This is a genomic window from Campylobacter sp. IFREMER_LSEM_CL292, from assembly GCF_025771615.1.
Classification (GTDB): domain Bacteria; phylum Campylobacterota; class Campylobacteria; order Campylobacterales; family Campylobacteraceae; genus Campylobacter_D; species Campylobacter_D lari_D.
Genome location: NZ_JAKMQP010000001.1, coordinates 125765 through 151941, shown reverse-complemented (window position 1 = coordinate 151941; position 26177 = coordinate 125765). Strand labels below are relative to the sequence as shown.

Sequence of the window (26177 nt, the reverse complement as noted above, 5' to 3'; positions counted from 1 at the left end):
TTTAAAAAATCACAAGGTTATCCTATAAAATGTCTCAAAAAAGGTTTTTATATATTTTTTAGTTAAAAATTTAATTATTTTTTTAGTAAGACAGAATTTTTAAGATAACTAAAATATATATAAAAAACCATTTTTGTTTGTCAAATATAATATATATTTAATTTTTAAAAATTTTCAATATTTCTTGTTTATATTCGCTTAATTTTAAAATTTCATAAAAATCTTTATCATAAAAAGTTCCAAGCTTTTGTATATCTACATTATGACTTGCAAATTCTATTAAAATGTCTTTTATTGGGTATTCTTTACCATCAAGGTCTAATCTATCCTTAAAATTATCTAAAAAAATAAGCAACGCAGGGGCTTTTACTCCAGTATGATATTCTATAATAGAATCTGCACGCAATAAATTATGTCTTAAAAGCTGTAAAAATCTTGATACTCTTCCCTTTGCTTCATAAGCGAGCATTTTCTGAATCGGCGCTAAGTAATACCTTCCTACTATATTTAGATCATATGGTATATTTTTTAAATCTATTTTTAATCCATGTTTAAAAAGTAAATAAATAAGATCGCTATGCACAAACATAACTAGTAGTTTTTCATCAAGCATCTCTTTAGGGTAACGCTTTATTAATTCTTGAAAGAAAAAATCAAGTGTTTCATCATCTGCATCGCAAAATCTTCTATTAGGCGTTTTGTCAAGTCTAATATTTTCAAAAAATGCAGTATCGATTTTGCTATCAAGATTATCCAAGATAAATTCTAAAATATTTTTGTTTTCTGTGCTCAATTTATGTTTTAATGCAACAAATAAACCAAAATTATTTTCTTCAGTAATTACTACTTTATAGCCTAATGTTCTAAGAAATTTAGCATATTCTAGTTTATCAAAACGCAAACAAGTATGCATCACTTTATCACTAATAGGAATATGAAAGCCTTGAGATTTTGCATTTTTTACAAGAGTACTAAAAAAATCCTCATCTGGCATTGCATTGCTTACTGTCCCTTTCGGTACATAAAAACAAAGCTGAGTGATATGTTGATACTGTTCATTTTGTAAAGGAAGTATCTTTTCTAAAATAATTTTAGCTTGTTTATAATCACGCGCCTTAACAAGTTTGCATAATAATTCATAGCTTGGATTATCCATATCAAATACTGCTTTATACCATGAAGGTGGATTGTTTTGCAAAGGGCAGTCGCTAAATATATTGTTTGATTGTTCTACTAATTCGCTTGGTAGATTCCATTCGCTTAAATCGCAGTCAAAAGATTTTGCTCCATGAAACATAGAATTGATATTTTCAGCTTTTTTTGGTTTCCATTTAGATAAATCACTTTTAAAAGACTCACAATCACAAAACATATCTTCAAAATCTTTTACATTTGTAACTTTCCACTTGCTTAAGTTTGCATTAAAATCTTTTAATCCTTTAAAAAGTCCATTCATGTATTTGATTTGGCTCACATCCCAAGACTCTATCCCGCTAAAATCTTTCCTATTTGTATGCAAATGAATGATTTCCATAGAATAACTAGCAAAAAGTTGATTTAGGTCTTTTATGTAACTTAAATCAATTTGCCCTAAAGATATAAATTCCATCTCTACTAATATTTTTAATTCAAAAAGATTAAATGGAATATAGCAAAGATTTGGATGTTTTGGTTTAAATTTACCTTTTTTATCATAAAAAGCACAACTGTGCAAAGCAGATTCTATGCTTTTACCCTTTATAATATCTTCTAAAATCTTTTTTAGCTCATAAAGACTACTTTTTTTGAGTTCTTTCCTTACACACCCGCTATAATCTTTATAACCATCATCATTATAATCAATGCAAATAAATTCACTAAATTCTATATAAATACCATCTCCTATATTTTTACCTTTGTTAGAATCTACTACAACTTTATCGATTAACTCATTTATAGCATCATCACATATTTTTAAAATGTCTTTGTCGATGCTTTTAATAGCGTCATTTTGTAATAAATTTAAAGCTTTTAAAACTTTAAAATTTTGCACAGCATCTATAAGCTCTTTAGGAGTTTTTCCTAAAATTATTGTAGTTTCTTGTGTTGAAACTTTATTTACATCTTTTTTTTCTCCATTCTCCTTGGTTTTTTTTATGGCATCGTTTAAAAGTTTGGAGCATTCATCACGATATTTACCCAATAAATCAAAGTCAGTTTTTCCATTAATTTCACAATGAGAATCATCATATGCTGGTAAATTATATTTTTTTCTAATTTCATTTGAAGTCATTGCTCCTGCATCTTTTAAAAGTTTTTTATTTCTAGATCCTTTTGCATTATCTAAAGGAGTTCTTGGGGTAGCAAAATTCACATTAGCTCCTAGTTCAATTAAAAGCTTTGTAACCTTATAAGTTTCAGGTTCGCTTACAGCTTCAAATAAAAGAGTTTTGCTGTATTTTCTTAATTTACTAAAAGTTTGCATATCCACATTAGCTCCTCCTTTAATAGCTAGTTCTAATAATTCATAATTATTGCGTCTAGCCCAAAAATGCATAGGAGTCCAACCAAAGTCATCTTCATGCACTTCAAATTTAGCTCCACGATTGACTAGATATTGTATGATTTGAGAATTTGGATTATCGGCATTGAGTATATAATAATAGATTAGAGCGTTTTTATAAATATTAGGCTCGCCTTCTACTTCTTTCATTAAGATGTATTTTTCATTAGCTTCTTTGATATGTTTCATATCAATAAGAACAAAATTATATTTAGGATCTTTTAAACTTAAACCATACTCATCAAATAAATAATCTAAAATAGAAAAATCATTATTATTTTCTTCACAAGTAAATGCAGCTCTTGTTATCAAGTTAAAAGGATCAAATAAAGGGAAGTCTCCATCCTCATCTTTGATATTAAGCTCATAACAAGATATTTTTACAGGATAATCTTTTAAAATATCTTTTACCTTGGCCAAATCATTATCATCTATAGCTTCAAGAACTAGATCTTCTAATTCATCTTTTTCTTGATAGTTCATAGCTTTGATATCTTCTAATGTTTTCATTGTTTTTCCTTTAGTTTTTTTGTATTTGTTTGTTTTTGTTTAATTCTTCTTCTATATGAACAGGGTCATTTAAATTTAATCTTTTTATTACTATTTTATTAGGTGCTGCTCCTTTGATATGGTGTAGATATATTTCTTTAAATATTGTCTTTATGCTTCTGTGAGCATGTCTGTGGTAGATAAAACCACTTCTTGATCCTTTATGGTTTTCATTGTCTTTATTAAATATCTCTAGATTAGTTATATTATCTATTAATTTTGTGTAATGATTGCATAAAAATAAATAATCAAGCTCATATTCTCTAGCAAGTTTTAACTCAAAGCTTATTTGTTCTGTTAAAGCTTGATCTTGAACATTTTTAACCTCTACTAAAGTAGGGTAATCATTTAGCGTTACTAAAAAATCAGGTATGGTGTGATTAAAACCTTTAGTATTAAAATTAGTATCTAGTTTTCTTTGATTGCTTAAATAGCGTGTGGATCTTTTCCCAAAAAGTAAAGAAGTGACATATTCTCCCGTATCTCCTATGAGTTTGGGTGAAATTTTTTTCTTGCTATTTTTTAATTTTTTGCATTTTTCAACTTCTTTTCTTTGCTTTTTCTCTAAATCTTCCTTAGTTTTTTTAGAAATTCCATCTGCTTTTTTAATGGTTTCAAGCTTATGTTGTGCGCTTTTTGAAAGATCTTTTATTTGTTTTTCTTTACCACCATAAGAAGCAAAGCTTTGCTCATTTTCAAGCATACTTTTAAATTCCTTAGGGCTTTGTAAAGCAAAATGACTTGGATGTTCCACATTGGCTATTTTTCTTTGAAAAGTAAGGGTTTTTTTGTTTGATATTGCTTAATTCTGAAATGACAAAGCTGCTATTTAAAATAGGCACAGGATCAAAACTAGATTCTCCTTCATTGCGGATTAGTCTGGGTATAAGACACCATTTACAATTATACTGACCCTTAACAGAATTTTCATAAAATTCCTCTAAAAAATCTTTTGTTACTATTGCCACACCATTTTCTATCGGGATTTTTTTATGCACTTGTTTATATTATCCTTACTTGTATAAACATCATAAAATACATCGTATTCATAATTTTTTCTTTTATATTCTTTAGCAGGTAAAGCATCATCTTTTAATTTATCAAATTCTTCATTGATTTTTTCATTGCTTTGAAGTTTAAGTTTTTCAATTTCTTTTTCTTTTTCTTCATTGATTTTTTGTATATATTCTAAAGATTTGCTTTTATTGATGCGATATTCATCTTTTTTTGTTTTTTGGTTTTTATTCTTGTTTTCTTCTCCTATCATATGCTCTTCTTTAGGCAAATAAAAGGCAAGAGAATAACCACTGATGATATCCACACTTTCAAATTCTTTGATTTTAAATTTCACATCATTAAATTTCAATGAAAAATCCTTTTTTGTTCTTTACCTTATTAATCTTATTTTTTATCCTTTCTTCTTTCTTCATACATTTTAATTTGTTCTGGTTCTTCTAAGCTTGTATCGATATTGTATTCTTCAACCAATTTCTCCCAAGTCTTAGCTCCTGCTTTTTTTAAGATTTTTATGTTTTTGTTTATATCATAGGTGTTAGCTCTATCTAATGGAGTAGCAGGATCATAATATTCAATTTTCCCATCTTCAATATCACTTATACAACAATTAGCCGCATTTACATCAGCTCCATATTTGATTAGCACTTCCACACAAGCTCCTATAGGTTTCTCATCAGATTCTGCAGCTCTATGCAAAAGGGTTTCTCCTGTATTAGTAAAGCTAAATTCACTTTCTGTTTTAATAGCTCTCATATTAGGATTTGCTCCTAGTTTTAAAGCTTCTTCTAAATACTTCACTTCTTCGCCGCATAATATCCATTCATGTAAAGGAGTGCTGCCACTTTCTTCATTATAAGTTTCAAATGTGCATCCTTTTTTAAAAAAATACTCTATTACTTCTTTATTTTTTCCATCTCTATCAATATACCTACTAAGCGCATTGTATCCAAAGCACACTTCATTGGCTTTAAGTCCTAAATTTTCAAAATACTCCATCATTTCAAAACTTTTACTTTTATCATAAGCAAGTCCTGCACAAGCTAAAGTGATAGCAGTATCTATAATAGCTCTTTTGTTTTCACTATCCCAATAAGGTGTATAGCATTTTTCAAAAAATATTTCAGGCACAGGATAATCTTTTAAAAATTCTTTAACTTCTTCAAGTTTGTTAGCCTCTACAAGATCATAAAATTCTAAACATAAGTTTTTTACATATTTATCTACATCTTCTTCTAAATATAATATTTCTTCTAATGTTTTCATTGTTTTTCCTTTCTTTGTAAATTGGGTTTTAATCTTTAACAAGTGATTTTAGTATTTTATAAATCTCACTTAAATCATCATGATAAAGCACATTTTTAATAAACCAATCCTCAAATTCATCCTCATCTGCTTCATCATAAGGTATACCAGTATCTTCTTCAAAAGCAACTTCATAGTTTTATGGATCTAAATTATCATACGCACCCTCCATAAAATCATCAATATGATTTTTTACGATCTTTAAAACTTCTTTGTTAGGTTTTGTATCTAAAAATGCTTTGAAATCATCTAAGCTTTCTAAAATATCGGTATTAAAATCCATAATTTTTCCTGTGTTGTTGGTTTTCAATTTTTTAGTGTTTTTATTTTTTCCTTTCTTTATTTAATCCAAGTGTTATTAATCCAAACTATTTCATCAATTTGTTCAGCATAAGTAGCAAATCGTAATTTAAAATTCCTAGGATTGTTTTTATTGAAAAATTTCTTAAAGAGTGGATTTGTTTCTATAAAGTCAAAGATTTTTTCACATCTTATTTGTTGCTCTTCATAGTTGATTTCTAGATTTTCCATATCATCTACTTCTTTCAAATTTGCATATTTAATAAATTCTCCATTGTTATCATTGCTTGAGTAAGATTTGTTTTGCTCAAGATACTCATCATATGATAGACTAAAAGTTATCGTTAAAACCCATCTACTTAGATTTTCATCTTTAAAAAAAGTGTAAAAATCTTTCTCAAATTTGAAACAAATATAATATTCATCTATAAATGGTCTATTGTGTGAAATATCAATATCTATAAAAAAATCTACACAATCTTTATCTGTATTTTCTAAAAAATTCACTGGTGTTAGGCAAATTTTTTTAAATTCATTATAAATTTTTAGAGCATTTAAACCATCAAAAGGTTTTAATGTATCATAAAATTCTTTAGCCATTTTGATGCTTTGCAATGAAATAAAATTTTCATTTGTTTGTTTAATGTTTTGTAATTTTTCTAGTTGTATTTGTTCTTGTATATAAAATGTTTCTAGTCCAAATTTTTCATAAGGACTTCGTGAGTAAAATTTAACTTCCTTTACACTTAGTGGAAAATGTTTATTTATAAAAGAGCTCATGCATGTAAAATTATCTTCTAAATTTGATTGATACATATCTATACAAAACATAATATAAAGTATATTATTTTTTTCACATATAAAAAGATTATTGTAAGAATTTTTATAAGAATAAACATAGTCAAAGAATTTTTTATCAAAATTAGATTTAAATTCTATATTTTCGTCAATGTTAAAATCCTCTTCTTCGCTTCTATCTATATAGGATATAATGATCTTTTTTAAATCATTTTTAAAATATTTTAAAAAACAATTACATTGAAAAAAATCAAAACTACCTATGTATTTATCAACTTTAGTATAGTTGTCTTCCAAATAGCAACAACCTTGATAAAAAATAGAATTTAAAGCTATTCCTCCATTGCCATTTTGTCTAAAATTTAAATCAAAAAGTAAAGGAAGAGAGTTTTGGTTAAACTGCTCTTTTTCTATAAAATCTAAAATATATTCTTCCTCTATGGTATCTCCAAACATAATAGCTGATTTTAAATTTTTATTCTCTTCATTTTCTAGTATGAAAATTTGCAAATTATTATCTAAATCTAATTTAAAATCAAAATTTGCTTTTAAATTTAATATTTTCAAAGCTTTACTTAAGGAGTTAAAGCACTCATCGTCATTTTGGATAAATATAATATTTTTAATTTCTTCTGTTTTTAGATAATTTGCTAATTCTTTTAAATTTATCATTCGTCTGTAAGTTAATCCATAGGTTATATTAGCTTTTAAGGCATAGCAATATTCTTTGTGTTTAATGATATTTAAGAAATTTAATATATTATCTAAATCAAAAAGAGATTCTCCTAGCATTAAATAATCAAATATTTCTTCTGCTTGACTTTCTATGCTATTGTTTGGTTTAATTTGTGTAAAACCTAGTAAGCGTATTTTTGGTTCTTGAAATTCTTTATTTGCTTTTAAAAAACCTATGGAGTTTTCATTAATGTATTGTCTATCATATACAAAAATTTCACCATCAGTATGCTGCCAATCTTTAAAATCATAATTTTGTAAAAATTCTTCTTTTTCATACGAAGATAAATCTTTTATTTGACTTAAAATATCTAAAATTTGATTTAAAGCTATAAAATTTGTATTTTTATTTAAAAATTCTTGAAAATTTGTGATTTTATTTAAATTTTTTAATTGAATTTTGATATGGTCTTTTGTGTAGTATATTTGATTTTCGTAATAATTTAAATTTTGATTAAAATTTTCAAGATTTAATTTATGCATTAAGGTATAAAATTCTTTCAAGGTTTGTAGCTTTTTTAGGTGTTTTTGAGTGATACTTACTCCACATTTTAATAAAGTCTTGAAAAAATTTTGATCTATTTTTAAGGCAAAATTTTGTTTTTGCTCATCTTCTAAATTACAATAAAAATCGTATTCTTTAGTACTAAAAATAGGTTCAAAAACACAAATATTTATATTTTTCAAAGTTTTTTTACTAACACTTTTTTGCATTAAAATTTCGATAAAATCATTGTGAATTAAATCGTGTATTTTGCTTTGTTCTAAAACATCATCTAATGCTAAAAAATTACCACAAAGTTTTTGGATAATTTTATTAAATAAAGAATTGATAGTATTTATGTGAAAATTTGTAATATTTACATTTTCATCTAAATTTAAAATTTCTTTTATGTATTTTTCTTCAATAGAATTTAAATTTATAGTATATTCGTGTTTTTGTGAAGGAGCTAACTCTTCTAAGATCTGTTTAGAAAAATCATTTCTTTTTTTAATTTTGTAAGCCTTTATGGCATTAAAATTAAATTTTTTCGCTCTTATGAGCTCTTGTTCTTTATTTTTTATCTCTTCATCATTTAAGTTTGCATCAATTCTTTCATAAGCTAAAAGTTTTGGAGGACTATAGGTATAATTTAACATAAAAAGTTCTATACATTCTTCTTTTTGCCACTCATCATATAAACATTCAATATCATCAAGTTGGTTAATACGCTCTTTTCCTTGTGTTACTTGAGATATTTGCAAAGCTATGTTTATTTTGTTAAAAATTATATAGTTAGGTAAAGATTCTATAAATTTATTTATTTCTTCGTCTTCTAATTTGTAATTTTGATTATTTTGATTATAAATTTCGCAAAGCTGTGCTTGTAAAGAATAATAAAAATTTTGCATTATCATACTTTTTTGAGCTTGCTTGAATGTCACTTTTGCACCAGCTTTTATTAAATTGAAAAAATATTCTTTAGAATTGATGTTATTAAAAGATTTAGATTGTATAAAACCTATTTGATTTTTTGTTTCTTCTTCAAGTAAAGGTTTAATTATACATGTGAAAATATCATCATCTAATTTATGATTGATAAATATATCAGTATATTTTAAAAGTTCAATCTCCAAAGCATCATCGATAAAATCTTGTGCTTTTTTTGTATCACTTAAAGAGAGTTTTTCAAATTCTTCTTGAGTGATATCTAAGACATCTCTTAAGGCTTTTTGTATAATTTTTTCTTGATAATTTTTTAAAGCTTTTTGCTCTGAATCCATTTTGCCACTTTGTTCAAATTCATCTTCATAATAATCTCTCATAGCATTTATTTGTTTTGCAAATTCAAACATATCTTGTGCATTGATTTTTAAAGATTTTGTATCTAAAGTTTGAGGAATATTAAAACAACTAAATTGATCCATGAAATCTTGCATTTTAGGTGTATAGTTTTCTTCGGTTACGTCTTTGGTTTCATTTGTTGTTTCATTATCTGTTTGAGTTTGGCGGTAAAGATTAAAAAAATCATCTAGAATAAAATTTGCAATTATCTCAAAGGCAGATTCTGTTATTATGATATTTTTACCATTTTCATAAATCCAAGTAAATTTACCTCCGCTTACGATAAAATTATTTTCTTGAATTTTTTCTACTTTAAAAATACTATTTTCCATTATTTTTAAAAAAGTATCAAAAAAGTTTTGATTTTTCAAATTTAATTCATAATAAAATATTTTATCTTTTTTTGTCAATGTGTAATTCAACATAAACCTTTTATAGAAGTTTTTTTTGTAAATGGTATATTTTAGCTAGTATAAGTTTAAAACTAAAGCAAATGGTGCCCGAGGTCGGACTCGAACCGACACAAGGTTGCCCTTACCAGATTTTGAGCCTAATGCGTTTTGTTATCATTTTTTATCAAAGTATTGAAAAATAGGCGTTTTATTGTTTAAGTTTATCTTAAAAATAGTATTATTTTATACCATTTTGAGAAAAAAACCGCTACCAAAACCGCTACCACTAAAATCCATTTGAGATACTATTTTTAGTATATTTTTAATTTTATATTATGTAAAAAATAATAAAATTTTCTGCGTAAATTAAAAGCAAAAAAGGAATATCTTGAAAAATCTAGTAAAAATAAAAGAATATAAGGGTATATATTTTATAGACAAAGATAAGAAATTAGAGGATATAAAAGAAATTAGTTTAGTAGAATTGCAAAGAAGATTAACTATACCATACGAATTAGCTATAAGATATTATGAAGGGAAAAAATCAAGTTATGAGATATTTCCTATTTTAAATAACACCCAGACCCTTAAAAAGAATTGTGAGTTAATTGCCTTGCAAAGAATTAATGGAAAATTTGCAAAGAAATTTAAAATTAAAGAACCTAAACTAAATGAAGTGTTTGAAGAATGGATTAGTATGCGAAAAAATACTATTTCTAAAAAACATTACGAGGTAACCATATTTTCATATAATGCACATATAAAAGATGTTATAGGAAACATCAAAATAAAACAAGTCAAATTAAAAGATATGCAAAATATTGTCAATAAAATGATTGATCAAGGCAAATCTCCAAGAACAACAAAAACAATAAAAGACATACTTTCTCCAGTATTTGAATTTGCTATTAAAAATGATTATATAGAAAAAAATATAGCAAGAGAAATAGAGATACAAAAATTTGATAACAAAAGATATTTTACTATTGATGATGAGGATAGAAATGCTCTTTATAAAGCTATTATAAATTATGAAAATTTAATGATACGAGCTATGTTTATATTTCTTTTACATGGAAGAAGAAAAAGTGAAGTTCTTACATTAAAATGGGACAATATTGACTTTGCTAATAAAATTTATTTTTTACCTTCAAGCCAAAACAAATCAAGGAAAAACTTACAATTTCCGTTAAGTTCTTTACAAATAGAAGCTTTAAAAAGCATTGGAGTAAAAAATAAAGGATATATTTTTATTAAAGAAGATGGAAACCCTTATAAAGATATAAGATGGCATTGGGATAAAATAAATCAAAAATTAAAAACTCCTATTAGATTGCATGACTTAAGACATTTAATAGGATATATAGGTATTAATATGGGTATATCTTTAGAAGCTATTGGAGAAACATTAGGACATTCAAGCATAGGAGTTACAAAAAGATATGCAAATATTAAAAATGAAACTATTAATAATACTTTAAATGCTATTTTTAGTAATTTTAAAACTGAAAAACACTAATTTACAATGGTTTTTTAGGTTTTTCGGTTTTTTGGTTAAGTGTGATTAAAATTTTAAACTATTTTTAGAGCTATTAAGTTTTAAATATTCATCAAGATCATCTTTTTTAAAAACAAGTTTTTTACCAATTTTACAAAAAGGAACTTTTCCTAAATTACAATCCTTGTAAAGTTTTGAAGTGCTTATTTTTAAATAATTTGAAGCCTGTTGTACATTTAAATTTTCATCAGTTTTATTCTTGATTAATTCATTTTCTTTTAAAATCTTTTTAAAAATATCTTCAAGATCACTAGCTTTGCAAATTACTATATTATCCATATCCATTATTTTTCCTCATTTTTATTTTTTCTAAGATAGTAATAAATAGAATTATTGTCACAAGGTTCTTGTTTCATACACCATTTTCCATTAGGATTTTTAGCATGCTTTTGTAATAGAATTCTAATTCTATTTTTTCCAAAACGGGTTCTTCTATCTCTATAAACAATATCTATTAGTTCATTTTGTTTTATAGTTCCTATTTTTAAAATTTCAAAAACCAAATCAATAAATTTACTTTCAAATTCACTCAATATCATCTCTTCGACTTCTGTTGTTCCAATAATTTTTAATCCATCAAAGAGAAAAGCTTTGTCTTTTAATGATTCATATCTGCTTGATTTCTTTGGTACCAATAAAATAGATTTTTTTTCTAAATTTGAAAAACATTGAAAAGTATAATCAGCATAATCTACTATTTGTTGAGAATCGCCAAAAATTCCCTTTTTGTTTGTATGATGTATAAATAAAAATGTAGCTCCTCTGCTTCTAAGTTTTTGTTCTATTTTATATAGAACATTTAAATTTAGCAAATTACCTATTTTTGGATAAATAGAGTTAAAAGAATCGACTATAAAAATATTATTCAAGTTAGTTTTTGAAAAACTTTCTAGATAATCCTTATAGATTTGATATTTATTGTCACATCCAACTATATTTAAGCATTCGAATTTTTCTTTAAAATTATTCTTTAATTCATCAATACCATAATTTTTTAAATTTAAAAGATCCATGTCCGCATTGATATATGAAATTTTAATATTATGATCTTTTAATATATTTTTTATTAAATAAATGGCTATTAGTGTTTTTCCAGAACCACTAGAGCCATATAGAACACCCAAAGAACGCTTGGGTATTAAATTTTTGATAAACCATTCCTGAGGATTTAAAGTTTGAAAATCTATTGATTTTACAATATATTTTTCAAATTCCATTTTTATCCTTATATTTTTTTTTGATATTATACATTATTTTTTAATTTTTATGTTATAATTTTGTAATATTTAAAAGGAGTGCTGATGTTTGGAGAAAATCTAAAATCTCTTAGAAAAGAAAATAATATTACGCAAAAAGACTTAGCTGAAATTTTAAATGTACAACAATCAACCATTAGTCTTTGGGAAACAAATGCCTCAAAACCTAGTATAGATATTATTGAAATATTGTGTAAGAAATTTGGATTTAGTTCAGATGAATTAATATTTGGAGCGCAAGATTATAAAGAAAATGAATGCAAAAAACATATCAATAGATTGTGTTTGGAGCTAGGCTATGAAGAATCTATGCAAGAAATTTTAAAAAATTTAAGAATTAAAAAAATAACTTCTCTTGTTAGGACAGTAAAAGGAAAAACTTTTATTCAGAAATTTTCAGAAGCTTGGAATGGAAATGGAGAAAGAATGTTAGTTCTTCTATATTATTTTATTTTGTATATTAATAAAATAGAAAACACTCCAAAAAATAAACAAGATTTTATAGACATAATATCAGATTTTACCTTGCCTAAAAAAATAGAAATAAAGCATTTATTAGCACTTAAAAAAGATGATATGGATAGACTTGTGTCTTGGGTATTGAGTAATTTAGATGATTTAGAAATTCAAATTTTATTTAATGATTTAAAGGAAAAAGTGTTAAAAATTATTGAAGAAGAGTTGAATATCATCAATAGAAATTTGGTTAAAATATAATATATAAGATATTATAAAATTTGCAGCAGTAGTAAAAATTGATACTTATAGTTTCTATTAATTTATATTTTGTATAACAAAGAATATACATGTTAATATAATTGAGTGCTTATTGAGCTTACTATTTTATTATCTATATTAATTAAATAAATTAAAATATAAAATAATTTTTGAATTATCTGGCGATTATTGTTTGGTTATTATTTAGTGTTTATGATAAATAATATAGAATGGGTAATCTACTAAAATGAAATTTTGCATTTCTTTTTTATATCTTTTGGATACAATATCAGAAAATAAGGAGGGTTAAAAGGTTAAATGTGAATAATATACCGGAAAAAATTAAAAGAGTAAATATTAAAGATGGGAAGCTTTTATATCATCTAACACCATTAGAAAATTTAGAAAGTATGATTAGAAATGGTTTAAAACCAAGAAGTAACCTTGATAAAGAAAAATTTATAGATACAGCAAATTCTGATATTATTAACAAAAGAAGTAAAATGAAACTTACTGATTATGTTCCTTTTCTTTTATATCCAATGGACCTTATGATGGAAGTGTAAGAAAAGCTTATCCCGATAAAGACTTTGCATATATTTGTGTTAGTAGAGAAGCCATATAAGAGTTTTAGTATTTCATTTTTGCTTATAAATAAAATTATACCAAAATTCACAATAAAAATCAAGTTTTTTAATGCTTTTAAATGCCTATTTTTAGTATTTTGCAAGTGTTTTTATATTTTACATTTTTGTCCTTTATAAAGTTTATTTCAAGTGCTTTTTAAGCGTATTTTTACACATAAAAGTCCTTTATATATCTCCTAAATGTCCTTTATAAAGTCCATTTTTTCTTTTTTTATTATTTTTTGCTTAAAATATATCAAAAAAGTGCTTTATTTCGCCCCTAAAGGTGCTTTATATATCCCACAAAAGTCCTTTATAAAGTCTTTTTTATAAGCATTAAATATTGATATATTAGTATTTATTTTGTTTTATAATTTAATTTGTTAATTTTAACTTTAAAATTAATATTGGTAAGTTAAATCCTGATTTTTACTTGACAATTGTTAAAACATTTATAAAAAATTGTGTATAATAAATAACATAATTTACTTGTTGTGAGTTAGTGCTATTTTATAGCAAGAAAGGGGTAAGGCAAATGTCAAACATAAATGCTTTTTTATTTGGCTTTACAAATATGTTTAATGCAGATATTCTTAATGCTATATCATTAAAAGATAGAAAGACAATGGTGGATAATTTTTACAAAAAGTCAGAAGAATTAAGAAAAGATAGCAATGAACAATATAAAACCGAAATCAAAAAAATCACAAAACAAAAATAATATTACTCTTAATCAGCAAAATAATACTTTCATTAATGTTAATTCTTCTTTTGATTGTTTGCCTAGACTATCAAAAGAAATGCAAGAAAAATGTATTGCTTTAATGGAAAAACAAACAGATCATATTATAGATATTGAAAGAAAACTAATTAATGAAGATAGTAAAAATCAAGAAGTTATGAGAAATCTAGCTCCAGAGCAAATTAAATATGTAAAAAAAGGACAGATATTTGCTTTTATAATAATTTTAATAGGATTTATATTTGGTTTTGCCCTCGCGTATCTTAAATATCCTTGGTTAAGTTTTGTAGGATTTGTTACTTCAATTGGAGTTGTAGCTTCTCAGTTTTTATGGCAAAAGCAAGAAAAAAATAATAACAAATAAAAAGTAGTTAATATTAATAGTTTTGCAATTTTATAATATGTACTTTTATATAGTTTATTGGTTCTTTTATAAAATATTCAAAAAATAAATTTCTCAACTATACATTAAATTATTTATATCACTATAAAAATAAAAAAAGGAAGTAAAATGGAAAAATAATTATCCCAAGAAGAAATACAAAAAGCTATGAGAGAATGTGTAGTAGGTTCTTATACTTATGATCCAGCTAATCCTAATGGCTATTCTCAAGATTTATTTGATGTAGAAAATGAAGTTTTTGCTAAAGATTATGAGTTTATAGAAAAATGTGGTTTAGATGATATGGTAAAACACAAAGAAAGTGGTTGTGTTTTTAAAGTTTTTTACAAACAAGATCACAAAGTTAGACTTCTTAGAGTTAGTAATATGCAAGCAATGAATAGTTTTGAAAGCTATAGGGGTATAATGGCAAAAATAATAGGTTTTAAGCCAGAAGATCAAGAGTGATAAAAGCAAACAGTTTTTAAGAAGTTTAGTGAATTTTTAGAAGAATATCATATTTTTCCTATAAATTCTAATATTAGGAAAAGAGATATCTAAAAAATTTTATCTCATCTAATGATAATATAATTAATAATATAGCAAATATAGCACTTATTACAAAAGAATATAATAATAAAATCAATAATAAAAATCCAAGCACATATATAAAAGAGTTGCTAAATAAAAAAATACAAGATAATCAACAAGAACAATTTTTTAAAGATTTAGAAACACATTTTATAACAAAAGATATGGTTAAATATTTATTAAATGATGATTTTGAGAATTTTATTATTAGTCGAACAGCTTTAATTTATGATTATATGAAAAACATTACTTAAATTCATAGGATAACTATATTATCCTAACTATAAAATTGTATATCAACAAGATATAGTAAAAACTTTAAATAATTTTTATTTTAAGCTTTCTAGCATAAAATTCATCATAATCCAAACGCTTGAAAGTATAGTTACTGTAGTTGCTACTGCAGTACCTAAAAGCCAATAAAGCGCTTTTTGCTTAGCGCTAGAAATTTGTTCTGAGAATTCAGTTTTAACTTCAGCTATTTTGGTGTTAATAATTCCTTCTAGTCTTGCAACTTCAGAATAAATTAAACTTTCCAATCTTTTAATCTCTGATTGAAATAAATCTTTACTTACAAGCTCTTGTCTTATTTCTTCTATAGTTTGATTTTTAAGATTTTCAAAATTCAATCTTTGAGTAGTTGCTCTACCATTAACAAGTTCTTCAAAAGCTTTAATTAATTTTTGTGATTGTTCAGGATTAGAAAAAATACTTTCTAATAAAGCTTTAAAACTTTCATTAAGTATATACTCTTTTTCCTGAGCCATAATATTTCCTTGCATATTTAATCCTTTATCATTATAACACAATTTGTGATAGGTTATTTATTCTATATATCAAGCTTTTGTATTTAACTTATATTAAGCTGTTTTATATTTTATACTAGATTGTAGGCATTTTCAATGTTTTTTGCGCATATTCACTATATGCAACTTCAACTATAAAAGGTTTATCGCCAACAGTTCTATAAACTTCACAAATTGCAACCAAATCTTGAGTGTATTGCCATTGATTATTCACTAATTTTGGATAGTTTTTAATCTCACTATAAGAACGAATACCGCCAAATTTTCCGCTTTTGTGAGCAATAGCTAAAAAGCCATCTCTACCCACTAAAGGTTCTATTTTTTCAACCCACACATCTTTACCATTTTTTGTAACTTTTGCCTTACGAGGAACAAAAAATACTTGGCGTAAGAAAGGATCTAGACCGTATTTAGTTGCAACACTAAGGTAATATTTTATTTCTGTTTTATTACTCCCAACTTATAGGGTGCGTTAAAAGCTAAAGACTAACTTTTTCTTTCATTAGTATATTTATCGTTAAAATAATGAGCTGTTAAAACCAATGTGCCAAAAATAAGAGTGATAGCACCAAATTAAAATAGCTATATTATAACCATCCATTCTCTCTTATTTTCTTTTAAAAAAAGATCAATCTTTAAGAAAGATCGATAATAGTGCAACTATCGCCCATTTGCAAACCATAAAGACTATTTATAAATAATCCTACGCCAATAGATTCCATGAATCTTAAGATTGTTTCGCAGGTATTTTTATAAATAATGCTTTTTAAAATTTTTATTTATATTATTATCTAGCAATAAAAAATAAAAGCTAAAAGATATAAACATGCTTCTAATAATAAAATATCAAAATCAATTATTTTTTATTATTATCGATTTTTTTATCTTTATCAAAGTCATAAAATGTCGCAAATATAGCAACTGCTATTGCAAAGGCTAATACAATATATTGTCCCATTTTATTTCCTTTTTTTTGTTATAAAAATTATTAAATTAATATATTATCTAATCAACTTTAAAAATACAATATTATTTTTTAATTATAATATTTCAAAGATCTAGCTTTTATCAACTTTGTATTATATCCATAGTTACTTTGTTGATATTCTTGATATTTGCGAAATCTACAAATTTCTACTAAGAATAGTTTAAATAATATATTTACAGAAAAATGTTTATAAGTTATAAAGTCTATTTTTGATATATTCTTTATATTATTAGCTTAGGATTTTTAATGGGTGTAAGCGAAAATACTTTTGAAATTATCTTAGAAAAATTAAAATAAGCAAAATTAAATAATAAAACAAAAGGATAGATATGTTTAAAAACGAAGAATATATAAACCAGAGAAAAGCATTATGGATAAAAAGTTTTGAAGCTTTTAAAGATGATGAAGAATTTCACAAAGAACAGTTAGAGCTTGCCGAGGCAGGAATAAATGATGGATTTGAGGAAGATCAATTATATAAATTAAACCAAAATTGTAAAAAAAGACAAAACAAACTTACTCATAAATATTTAAATTGTTTTAGCTAAAAAACCAATTTCAGATATTATTGATTAATCTGTATATAATCACAATATAAAAAAAGAAGCAGAGTTTTTTTAAATACCATTATATTGTTCTAATAATTTTCTAAAATAATATAGATTACTTTGAGTTAGATTATTTAGTGAATTTTTATCAATCTTACGCTGATCATCGCAAAAAACAGCGATATTACAAAAATACTTTTCAGCATTTTCTATACATCCACCTTTATTTAATATTTGAGAATATAAATCGTTAGTAGATGATTTAAAATTCTTACTATCGCTATATCCTAATTTTTTATAAAAATTTGTTTTGTTATTTTTACTATTATCTACAAAATGAAATCTAAGCCAATCTTCAAAATCATCAAGAGTAAGAAATAAATGTATATCTTTTGACTTTTTTATATGTTTTATAAGTTTTTCTAAAATTTTTAACTCATTAGTATCACTTTTTGCTCTATCTAGATCCATTACAATAATAAGTTTATCAATATAAGGTGCTTTTTCTATTTTATAAAGAATGTTTTTATATGAATTATTATTTTTTAAATTTTTTACATCTATTTTAACATTATCATAATTTAGATATTTAAAAAGGGAATTAAAATAATCTTCTTCTGTTTTACCTTCACACCAAATCTGTATACTGGGTTTTGTTTTTTTATTCATCATAAAGCCCTTTTAAATAATCAATATATGCTTTTTTCTTTTCGCTTCTAATATCATAATCGTAGTAAGTTCTTATCTTACTCTCTAGGTATTGATCTTTTTGAATTAAAAATATTTGTTGTGAATTTAAAAAACTAACATCAAATAATAAAACATTATGAGATGAAACAATTAATTGTCCATTATGGTTTTCCTCTGTATTAATAAGATTGTTAAATATAAGTATTAGCGCCAAAGTGCTTATTGAAGAATCTAATTCATCAATAAAAACAATTTTTCCTTCCTTGATAATTTGGGTTATTTTATCTGCAAAATATACTATTTTTTTAATACCTTCTGATTCTATTTGATAATTAAATTTCTTTCCATTGCGAACAAAAAAGATTTCGTATATATTCTTTCCATCTTTTTCATACTTTTTAAACTCAAAATCTTTTATAGTTTTATCTAGCAATTGAAAAATTTCCAAAATACTTTCTTTGTGTTCTAAAAAATATTTCTTTTTATTTTCTTCAAATTCAAAATTATATTTTTTTGAATAATTACTATTCATATAAACTTCAATATTGTTTATAAGATTTACAAATATTTCTTTTTGCTCTATTTCAAAATCTTTTAATAAGTAAAATATATTTTCACTAAGATTTCTTGAAAAAAATGACTCTAATAGCTTATTATCTTCTTTACTGTAAATATTAAAAATAGCCTTATCATTCTCAAATTCATATATAATTTTATTATTTTTCAAAAAAGATTCTTTTAGGATATATTTTTTATCAAACTCTATCGAATATGTAAAAATATCTTTATTGTTATTAGATAACTCAATACTTAATTTTATAGAATTTGAATTTTCATTAAAGGCATTGTTTGTTAAATGCTCTCTTAGGGTATGAGAAAAGCCATATTTAATTATATTTAGTAAAATTTTTACGCCTATAAAAAAGTTAGTTTTTCCGCTAGTATTCTTTCCAAAAAAAACTGCTGATTTCATAGGTTTCCCAGCTTGTGATAAATTAAAATTATACTCATATTTTGTATTTTTCAACTTACTTTTTGGCTTTGCTGTAAAATCAACAATTTGTGTTTCTATTCCAAAAGAATATAGACCAGATATTTCTATTTTTCTTAACATAATATTTTCCTTTTGCGTTATTATAAAGCATTGATAGTTAATATAAACATAAAATATGTTTATGTTTAAAAATATATAGTTTTAAAGTCTGTTTTGATATTTTTATAATATTCACTAAAGAATTAAAGCTATAAAAATGAATTAATAAAAATACATTCTTAATCAAGGTAAAAAATAAACAACTTAGCAAATTTCAATATTGCACTCCATAGGCATATAAAATATTCGTATAAAACTAAATCCACAAAAATATATTTACTCTTAATGATTTAAATGAAATATTCAATAAATATATTTTTAAATATTGTTAAGAATAAAATAAGTTATTATAAAGCCCTTTGAAATTAATATAATAATTATGGCTTCAAAGAAAACTAAAGCATAAAACTGTATAAGAAGATATCTCTATAAAGAAAACACTACTGATCTAATAAGCTTTCTAGTAGGTATAATATCCATTTATAATTACACAAAATAAAAATACAAAACTTTTATATTTATAAGTTACAAAGTTAATTTTTGATATATTCTTTATATTATTAGATTAGGAGTTTTAATGAGTGCAAACGAAACTACTTTTGAAATCATCTTAGAAAAATTAAAAAAAGCAAATTTAAACACTAGATCGAAGGGATCTATGTTTGAAAAACTCTCAAAACATCTTTTAAAAGAAAAAGATACAGCAAATATTTATAAAAATATTTATCTTTGGGATGAATGGGATAAAAAAGATGGGCAAGATTGTGGTATTGATCTAATCATTCAAACAAAAGATGATGATTATATTGCAGTTCAATGTAAGTTTTATGAAAATTCAAAAGTAGGTTTTGGTAAATTAGGAACTTATTTTAGTATGTTATCAAACGGAGTAAAAGAAGTTAAATTTAGTAAAGGTATTATTATAAGTGCTAGCGATCTCACTCAAAAAGCTAAAGAGCAATTGGGGCGAATTTCAGAAAATAATATACCTATAGAATTGATCACTTTAGAAGATTTTTTAAATTCAAACATAAGTTGGGATAAATTTGATCCAAATAATTCTTTAGAGCTACCAATTACTGCAAAGAAAAAACCAAGAGAACATCAAATACAAGCCATAAATAACACAAAAGAATATTTTGCAAACAAAAATAACACAAGAGGCAAGCTTATCATGGCTTGTGGTACTGGGAAAACTTTTACATCTTTAAAGATTATAGAAGAAATTACTCCTAAAAATTCCATTGTTTTATTTTTAGCTCCTAGTATAGCTTTAGTAGGGCAAACATTTAGAGAATATTGCAAAGAGAAAACTGATGATTTTGTTGCTTCTATTGTATGCTCAGATAGTAAATCAGGTAAAAGCATTGAAGATGATATAGATATTTTAGAATTGCCCATTCCTGCTTCTACTGATACACAAAGCATTAAAAAAGCTTACGATATAGCTAAAAAAGACAACAAAAGATTTATCATCTTTTCTACTTATCAAAGTGTTGAAAAAATCATGCAAGCTCAAAAACAAAACGATCTAGATGAGATTGATCTAATCATTTGCGATGAAGCTCACAGAAGTGTAGGAAATTTATATTCAGGCAAGGAAAAAGATAAACTAAATACTTTTACTCTATGCCATAGTGATGAAAACATCAAAGCCAAAAAAAGAATTTACATGAGTGCTACTCCAAAGATTTATTCTAGTTCTCAAAAAAGCAAAGCTTTGGAAAGTGATAATGAAGTATTTTCTATGGATGATGAAGAAATTTTTGGAGATGAAATTTATAGTATTAATTTTAGAGAAGCAGTTGAAAAAGGCTTACTCACCGATTATAAAGTTATTATTTTAGCTATCAAACAAGAAGGTATTGCAAACATAGCAAATACAGCCATAGCAAAATTAAAAGATGAAAAAAATGTAGATGAAAAATATGTAGATATAGACTTTGTATCTAAAATCATAGGTACACATAAAGGTTTAGCAAGAAATGATTTGGTTGCTCTTGATGAAAACAACCAAATAGATAATGACTTTTTAGAAGAAATGGATAGTAATATTTCAAGAAGAGTTATAAATTTTTGCAAAAGCATAAGAGATTCTAAAAATATAACCAATTCTTTTAAAATTATTATGCAATGCTATGATGAAGCATTAAAAAAAGATTCTTTTAAAAATCTTGATATAAACATAGATCATGTTGATGGAACTATGAACTCCAATATAAGATTAAATAAACTAAATAATCTCAACTCCCCAAAAGAAAATACTTGTAATATACTAAGCAATGCAAGATGTTTAAGTGAAGGTGTGGATGTACCTGCTTTAGATAGTGTAGTATTTTTTGATGGAAGAAATTCTATGGTAGATATAATCCAATCAGTAGGTAGAGTAATGAGAAAAGCTCCAAATAAAAAAACAGGTTATATCATACTGCCTTTAGCATTAAGCGAGAATGAGCTTTCAAATTTAGATGAGGCTATAAAAAATACCAATTTTTTAAATATATGGAATATCTTAAAAGCTCTAAGAAGTCACGATGATACCTTAGTAGATGAGGCTGTATTTAAAGAAAAGATCAAAATAGCTGTGGCTGATTATGTGGCAGATGAAAGCTCGAATAATACAGATAAAAACTATGAGCCAAGCTTGTTTGATAGTTTTACCTTAAGTGAGCTTGCAAACACGATGTATAATGCCATACCAACTAAGCTTGGCGATAAAGGTTACTGGCAAAGCTTTAGTGCAAAAACAGCTAAAATAGTAGAAAAATTAAACATTAGATTAAATGCTATCTTTAAAGATCATCCTGAAATTTTAGAAGAATTTTTAACTTCCTTAAAAGAAAATATTCATCCAAATATCAAAGAAGATGAAGCCATAGATATGATATGCTCTCACATTATAACTAAACCTATATTTGATGTTTTATTTGATAAAAATATGGATGATAATCCCATAGGAAAAGCTCTTGATGAAGTAAATCAAAAGTTAAATACCTTTGGTTTAGATGATGAAGAAACAAGATCTTTAAAAGCCTTTTATAAAAACGTAGAAGAAAATGTAAAATTAGCAAAAAGTCAAAAAAGCAAACAAGAACTCATTAAAAACTTATACGATACTTTCTTTAGATCAGCTTTTAAAAAACAAGCTGAAAAATTAGGCATAGTTTATACTCCTATACAAGTGGTTGATTTTATACTTCATTCTGTTAATGAGCTTTTAAAAAGACATTTTAATACAGATTTTAACGATGAAAATGTAAAAATCTTTGATCCATTCACAGGCACAGGAAGTTTTATCACAAGATTATTAAGCAAAGAAAATGACTTAATTAGTGATGAAAATTTTAAAAACAAATACGAAAAAGCAATTTTTGCTCAAGATATAATCTTACTTGCTTATTATATAGCGCTTATTAATATCACACAAACTGGCAATGAAAGGATAAATACTTTAGATAAATTTAAAAATATAGCCTTAGCTGATAGTCTTGATTATTTAGATAAAAAAACACAAGATAGTGGCTTATTTGCTTTAGAATTTAAAGATTTAGAAGAAAATAAAAAAATCAAAGACTTAATAGCCAATGAAAAAATCAAAGTCATCATAGGCAATCCTCCTTATTCAACTGGAGCAAGTAGTGCAAATGATAATAATGCAAACATTTCTCACCCCAATTTAGAAAAACGCGTTAAAGAGACTTATGGCAATGAATCAAATGGTAAATTTGGTAATTCAACAAGGGATACGCTAATTCAAGCTATACGTATGGCAAGCGATAAAATAAAAGATAATGGCATTATAGGTTTTGTGGTAAATGGAGGCTTTATAGATGCAACAAGTGCTGATGGCTTTAGAAAATGCGTAGCTAAAGAATTTAGCGATATTTATATTTTAAATTTAAGAGGAAATACAAGAACTTTTGGAGAAAAAGCTAAACAAGAAGGCGGACAGATATTTAGTTCTGGATCACGTGCAACAGTGGCTATAGTATTTTTCATAAAAGATACAAATGCTAAAACAAATAAAATTCATTATTATGATATAGGAGATTATCTAAATAGACAAGAAAAACTTAATAAATTAGAAAAGTTTGAAAGCATAATAAATGTGCCTTTTGTAAATATAATCCCAAATGAAAAAGGCGATTGGATCAATCAAAGAGGAGAGGACTTTGATAAATTAATGCCTTTAAAAAGCGATAAAAATGAATATGGAATTTTTGCTATAAATGCCACAGGCATAGTAACAAATCGTGATAGCTGGGCTTATAATTTTTCTAAAGAAAAGCTTGCAAATTCTATGCAAAAATGCATAGCTACTTATAATGAAGACTTAGCTAAATTTGATCACAAAGCATTTTTAGATAAAAATAAAAATATTAAAAAATCTGAACTTTATAAAGAGCTAAGCGATAATGATATAACCATAGATAATACTAAAATAGCTTGGACTAGAGCTTTAAAAAAAGATTTAATAAATAATGAAAAAATCAAAGATTTTAATCAAGAAAATATAAGAGAAATTTCTCATCGTCCCTTTACTAAAGAATATCTTTACTGGGAAAAAACTTGGAATGAAGAACAATCTCAATTTTCAAAATTATTTCCTAAAAATACAGATGAGAATTTATTGATTTTAACAAGTTTAATGGCGACTAAAGAATTTTCATCTTTTATAGTAAATTCTATAACCGACTATCAAACTTTAGCCAACACCCAAGCTTTTCCGCTTTATTTTTACCAAGAAAATGGAGGTAAAGAATACGCTATAAGTGATTTTGCTTTAGATGAATTTAAAAAACAATTAAAAGATGAAACTATAAACAAAGAAGATATATTTTATTATATTTATGCTATTTTAAATCACAAAAGCTATTTAGAAAAATACAAATTTGAACTTTCAAAAGAAGCCCCAAGAGTACCTATAAGTAAAGATTTTAAAAGCTTAAGCATTTTGGGTAAAAAGCTAGCCGCTTTACATTTAAACTATGAAAATAATGAAATGTTTAAAGAAGTGGAATTTAAAGATGGAGTTTTAGCTGATATTGGCAATGATGAGTTTTATAAAGTCACTAAGATGAAAAAACTAGGAAATGATATTTTTTATAATCACAATATCACTATAAAAAATATACCAAATATTGCTTATGAGTATAAAATCAATGGCAAAAGTGCGATTGATTGGATTATCGATAGATACCAAATAAGCATAGATAAAAAAAGCTTGATAGAAAACAATCCAAATGATTATCAAGGTGGTAAATATATCTATGAACTTCTTTTAAAAATCATTGATTTATCTATAAAAAGCGTTGATTTGATAAATGAGATTAGTAAAATGGAGTGTGAGTGAAAATACAAATTAAATATCAAGGTTATTTATTATGATTTTAGAAAATGAAATTTTTTCACACATGAAGATTTTCTTTAAAATATATTTTGAAGAAAATAAAAAAGGAAATTATCTTCCTGATAAGTTTAAAAGTTTTGGCGAAATTGAAAATATCGATAAAAAAATTAAAGAATTAAAAAATAATAAAGACAGAAAAGTCAAAGAAGAAATAGGTGAATATTATAAAGAAAAAAGAAAAATTTTAAATAAATTATTTTGTGAAATACAAAATAAAATAGACAGTGAAAAACTAAATATCCACATAGATATTAAGAGTATAAAAGATAAAGATACTTATATTGTAGATACTAAAAATGAAGCTTTATTTTTTGCGTTGAAATTTGCACAAAAGGATATACAAAGATCTTTTAAGGTTAAACAATCTGATAGAAATGCAATAATTGAACAAATAAAATGTTTAATAGATGATGAAATTCCTAAATTTATTATAAGACTTGATATAAAAAATTTTTATGAAACTATACCTCATGATAAGTTAAAAAAAATAATTAAAGAAAATTATATTTTAGAGCCAACATCAAAAAAAATCATTTTTGCTATATTAAAAGAATATAGCAAATTATCCAACAATCAAAATATAGGAATCCCTAGAGGAATAGGGATTAGTGCTTATTTATCTGAACTTTATATGAGAGATTTTGATAAAAAAGTTGATAGTTTAGAAGAAGTTGTATATTATGCAAGATATGTAGATGATATTATAATAATTAGTACTTCGAACATAGAAAACAAAATTGAAAATTTATTAGAAAAAGAAACACAATTATCTTTTCATAATAGCAGAAGCCAAAAAAGAAAAATCATTGATACTTCAAAAAATGGACAGTTACATTTTGATTTTCTCGGATATGCTTTTAAAAAAGAAAAAGAAAAATTATCAATTAGTTTAAGTAAAAATAAAATAAAAAAATATAAAAACAAAATAACCAAGACCGTAGAATGTTATAATAAACAAAGTAAGCATGATGATACAAATGCTAGAAGAATGTTAATAAAAAGATTAAAATATTTAACTGGTAATATAGCTTTAAAAGGTGCTAAAAAACATATATATTCAGGTGTATTTTACTCAAATAGGCATATTAACGATATTAGTTGTTTTCAAGGATTAGATGCTTTTTTAAAATGCAAAATAGATAAAATAAAACCATATGAAAAACTAAATATTGATTTAGAAAAGTTACAAAAGTTACAAAATGAAATTAAAGAAAAATATTCTTTTGTAAAAAATTTTGAAAACAAAAAAATTTTTCGTTTAAAAAGTAACAATGATTTAAAAAATATATCTTTGGCATGGAAAAATTAAT

Annotated in this window: 23 protein-coding genes and 1 pseudogene; 10 read left to right on the top strand and 14 right to left on the bottom strand. The window is 24.7% G+C overall.

Annotated elements, in window-relative coordinates:
* Window positions 1-157: 157 nt before the first annotated feature.
* The 8 genes and pseudogenes from L8T82_RS00760 to L8T82_RS00725 form a co-directional block, all read right to left on the bottom strand.
* Complete coding sequence (locus L8T82_RS00760; protein ID WP_412175060.1) at window positions 158-2137, bottom strand: BspA family leucine-rich repeat surface protein; 1980 nt, start codon at window positions 2135-2137, stop codon at window positions 158-160.
* A pseudogene (locus tag L8T82_RS00755) lies at window positions 2117-3052 on the bottom strand (ankyrin repeat domain-containing protein); the annotation flags it as partial. The gene L8T82_RS00760 and the pseudogene L8T82_RS00755, both read right to left, overlap by 21 nt.
* 10 nt (window positions 3053-3062) lie before the next feature.
* Window positions 3063-3794, bottom strand: a complete 732-nt coding sequence (locus tag L8T82_RS00750; RefSeq protein ID WP_263725661.1) for a putative toxin — start codon at window positions 3792-3794, stop codon at window positions 3063-3065.
* 13 nt (window positions 3795-3807) lie between these two features.
* Window positions 3808-4059 carry a hypothetical protein gene (locus tag L8T82_RS00745; protein ID WP_263725660.1) on the bottom strand — a complete coding sequence of 84 codons (252 nt, stop codon included), beginning with the start codon at window positions 4057-4059 and terminating at the stop codon, window positions 3808-3810.
* Between the two features lie 8 nt (window positions 4060-4067).
* On the bottom strand, window positions 4068-4457 hold the full coding sequence (locus tag L8T82_RS00740; RefSeq protein WP_263725659.1) for a hypothetical protein: 390 nt from the start codon (window positions 4455-4457) through the stop codon (window positions 4068-4070).
* A 35-nt stretch (window positions 4458-4492) separates the two neighbouring features.
* On the bottom strand, window positions 4493-5371 hold the full coding sequence (locus L8T82_RS00735) for an ankyrin repeat domain-containing protein (RefSeq protein WP_263725658.1): 879 nt from the start codon (window positions 5369-5371) through the stop codon (window positions 4493-4495).
* A gap of 178 nt (window positions 5372-5549) precedes the next feature.
* Entirely contained in the window at window positions 5550-5693 is a 144-nt protein-coding gene (locus L8T82_RS00730; RefSeq protein WP_263725657.1) for a hypothetical protein, read from the bottom strand.
* 56 nt (window positions 5694-5749) lie between these two features.
* Entirely contained in the window at window positions 5750-9490 is a 3741-nt protein-coding gene (locus L8T82_RS00725) for a hypothetical protein (protein ID WP_263725656.1), read from the bottom strand.
* A gap of 358 nt (window positions 9491-9848) precedes the next feature.
* Between L8T82_RS00725 and L8T82_RS00720 the strand changes: the two genes are divergently transcribed.
* Window positions 9849-10979 (top strand): tyrosine-type recombinase/integrase, encoded by a 1131-nt coding sequence (locus L8T82_RS00720; RefSeq protein ID WP_144623897.1) that lies wholly within the window; start codon window positions 9849-9851, stop codon window positions 10977-10979.
* 45 nt (window positions 10980-11024) lie between these two features.
* On the opposite strand, the gene L8T82_RS00715 is transcribed toward L8T82_RS00720, so the two are convergent.
* Window positions 11025-11303 carry a helix-turn-helix domain-containing protein gene (locus L8T82_RS00715; protein WP_167333027.1) on the bottom strand — a complete coding sequence of 93 codons (279 nt, stop codon included), beginning with the start codon at window positions 11301-11303 and terminating at the stop codon, window positions 11025-11027.
* Window positions 11303-12235, bottom strand: a complete 933-nt coding sequence (locus tag L8T82_RS00710; protein WP_263662151.1) for an AAA family ATPase — start codon at window positions 12233-12235, stop codon at window positions 11303-11305. Before L8T82_RS00710 ends, L8T82_RS00715 begins: the two co-directional genes overlap by 1 nt.
* 84 nt (window positions 12236-12319) lie before the next feature.
* Here L8T82_RS00710 and L8T82_RS00705 point away from each other — a divergent pair, with 84 nt between their 5' ends.
* The 6 genes from L8T82_RS00705 (at window position 12320) to L8T82_RS00680 (ending at window position 15586) form a co-directional block, all read left to right on the top strand.
* Window positions 12320-12991, top strand: coding sequence for a helix-turn-helix domain-containing protein (locus tag L8T82_RS00705; protein WP_220568124.1), 672 nt, complete (start codon window positions 12320-12322; stop codon window positions 12989-12991).
* A gap of 320 nt (window positions 12992-13311) precedes the next feature.
* On the top strand, window positions 13312-13557 hold the full coding sequence (locus L8T82_RS00700) for a DUF4433 domain-containing protein (protein WP_263725655.1): 246 nt from the start codon (window positions 13312-13314) through the stop codon (window positions 13555-13557).
* Window positions 13558-14152: 595 nt separating this feature from the next.
* Complete coding sequence (locus tag L8T82_RS00695; RefSeq protein ID WP_263667828.1) at window positions 14153-14338, top strand: hypothetical protein; 186 nt, start codon at window positions 14153-14155, stop codon at window positions 14336-14338.
* Entirely contained in the window at window positions 14292-14723 is a 432-nt protein-coding gene (locus L8T82_RS00690) for a hypothetical protein (RefSeq protein WP_263667829.1), read from the top strand. The genes L8T82_RS00695 and L8T82_RS00690 overlap by 47 nt, the downstream gene beginning before the upstream one ends.
* Before the next feature lie 186 nt (window positions 14724-14909).
* A complete protein-coding gene (locus L8T82_RS00685; protein ID WP_263725654.1) occupies window positions 14910-15209 on the top strand; it encodes a hypothetical protein in 300 nt (99 codons plus the stop codon).
* 209 nt (window positions 15210-15418) lie between these two features.
* On the top strand, window positions 15419-15586 hold the full coding sequence (locus L8T82_RS00680; RefSeq protein ID WP_158336971.1) for a hypothetical protein: 168 nt from the start codon (window positions 15419-15421) through the stop codon (window positions 15584-15586).
* A gap of 75 nt (window positions 15587-15661) precedes the next feature.
* Here the strand turns inward: L8T82_RS00680 and L8T82_RS00675 are convergent, their stop codons facing one another.
* Together L8T82_RS00675 and L8T82_RS00670 are read right to left on the bottom strand one after the other, a co-directional pair.
* Window positions 15662-16114 (bottom strand): hypothetical protein, encoded by a 453-nt coding sequence (locus L8T82_RS00675; RefSeq protein WP_263725653.1) that lies wholly within the window; start codon window positions 16112-16114, stop codon window positions 15662-15664.
* 100 nt (window positions 16115-16214) lie between these two features.
* Window positions 16215-16577: a recombinase RecT gene (locus L8T82_RS00670; protein ID WP_263725753.1), complete on the bottom strand. Its 363-nt coding sequence runs from the start codon at window positions 16575-16577 to the stop codon at window positions 16215-16217.
* A gap of 878 nt (window positions 16578-17455) precedes the next feature.
* Between L8T82_RS00670 and L8T82_RS00665 the strand changes: the two genes are divergently transcribed.
* The gene (locus tag L8T82_RS00665) at window positions 17456-17674 is read left to right on the top strand and encodes a hypothetical protein (protein WP_263662144.1); all 219 of its coding nucleotides are present in this window, start codon (window positions 17456-17458) and stop codon (window positions 17672-17674) included.
* 69 nt (window positions 17675-17743) lie between these two features.
* On the opposite strand, the gene L8T82_RS00660 is transcribed toward L8T82_RS00665, so the two are convergent.
* Window positions 17744-18343, bottom strand: coding sequence for an RloB domain-containing protein (locus tag L8T82_RS00660; protein WP_263725652.1), 600 nt, complete (start codon window positions 18341-18343; stop codon window positions 17744-17746).
* Window positions 18336-19478 carry an AAA family ATPase gene (locus L8T82_RS00655; RefSeq protein WP_263725651.1) on the bottom strand — a complete coding sequence of 381 codons (1143 nt, stop codon included), beginning with the start codon at window positions 19476-19478 and terminating at the stop codon, window positions 18336-18338. The genes L8T82_RS00660 and L8T82_RS00655 overlap by 8 nt, the downstream gene beginning before the upstream one ends.
* A 556-nt stretch (window positions 19479-20034) precedes the next feature.
* On the opposite strand from L8T82_RS00655, the gene L8T82_RS00650 reads away from it, so the two are divergent.
* Window positions 20035-24810: a type ISP restriction/modification enzyme gene (locus L8T82_RS00650; protein WP_263725650.1), complete on the top strand. Its 4776-nt coding sequence runs from the start codon at window positions 20035-20037 to the stop codon at window positions 24808-24810.
* 31 nt (window positions 24811-24841) lie between these two features.
* Window positions 24842-26176, top strand: coding sequence for an antiviral reverse transcriptase Drt3a (drt3a, locus tag L8T82_RS00645; protein WP_263725649.1), 1335 nt, complete (start codon window positions 24842-24844; stop codon window positions 26174-26176).
* Window position 26177 lies beyond the last annotated feature (1 nt).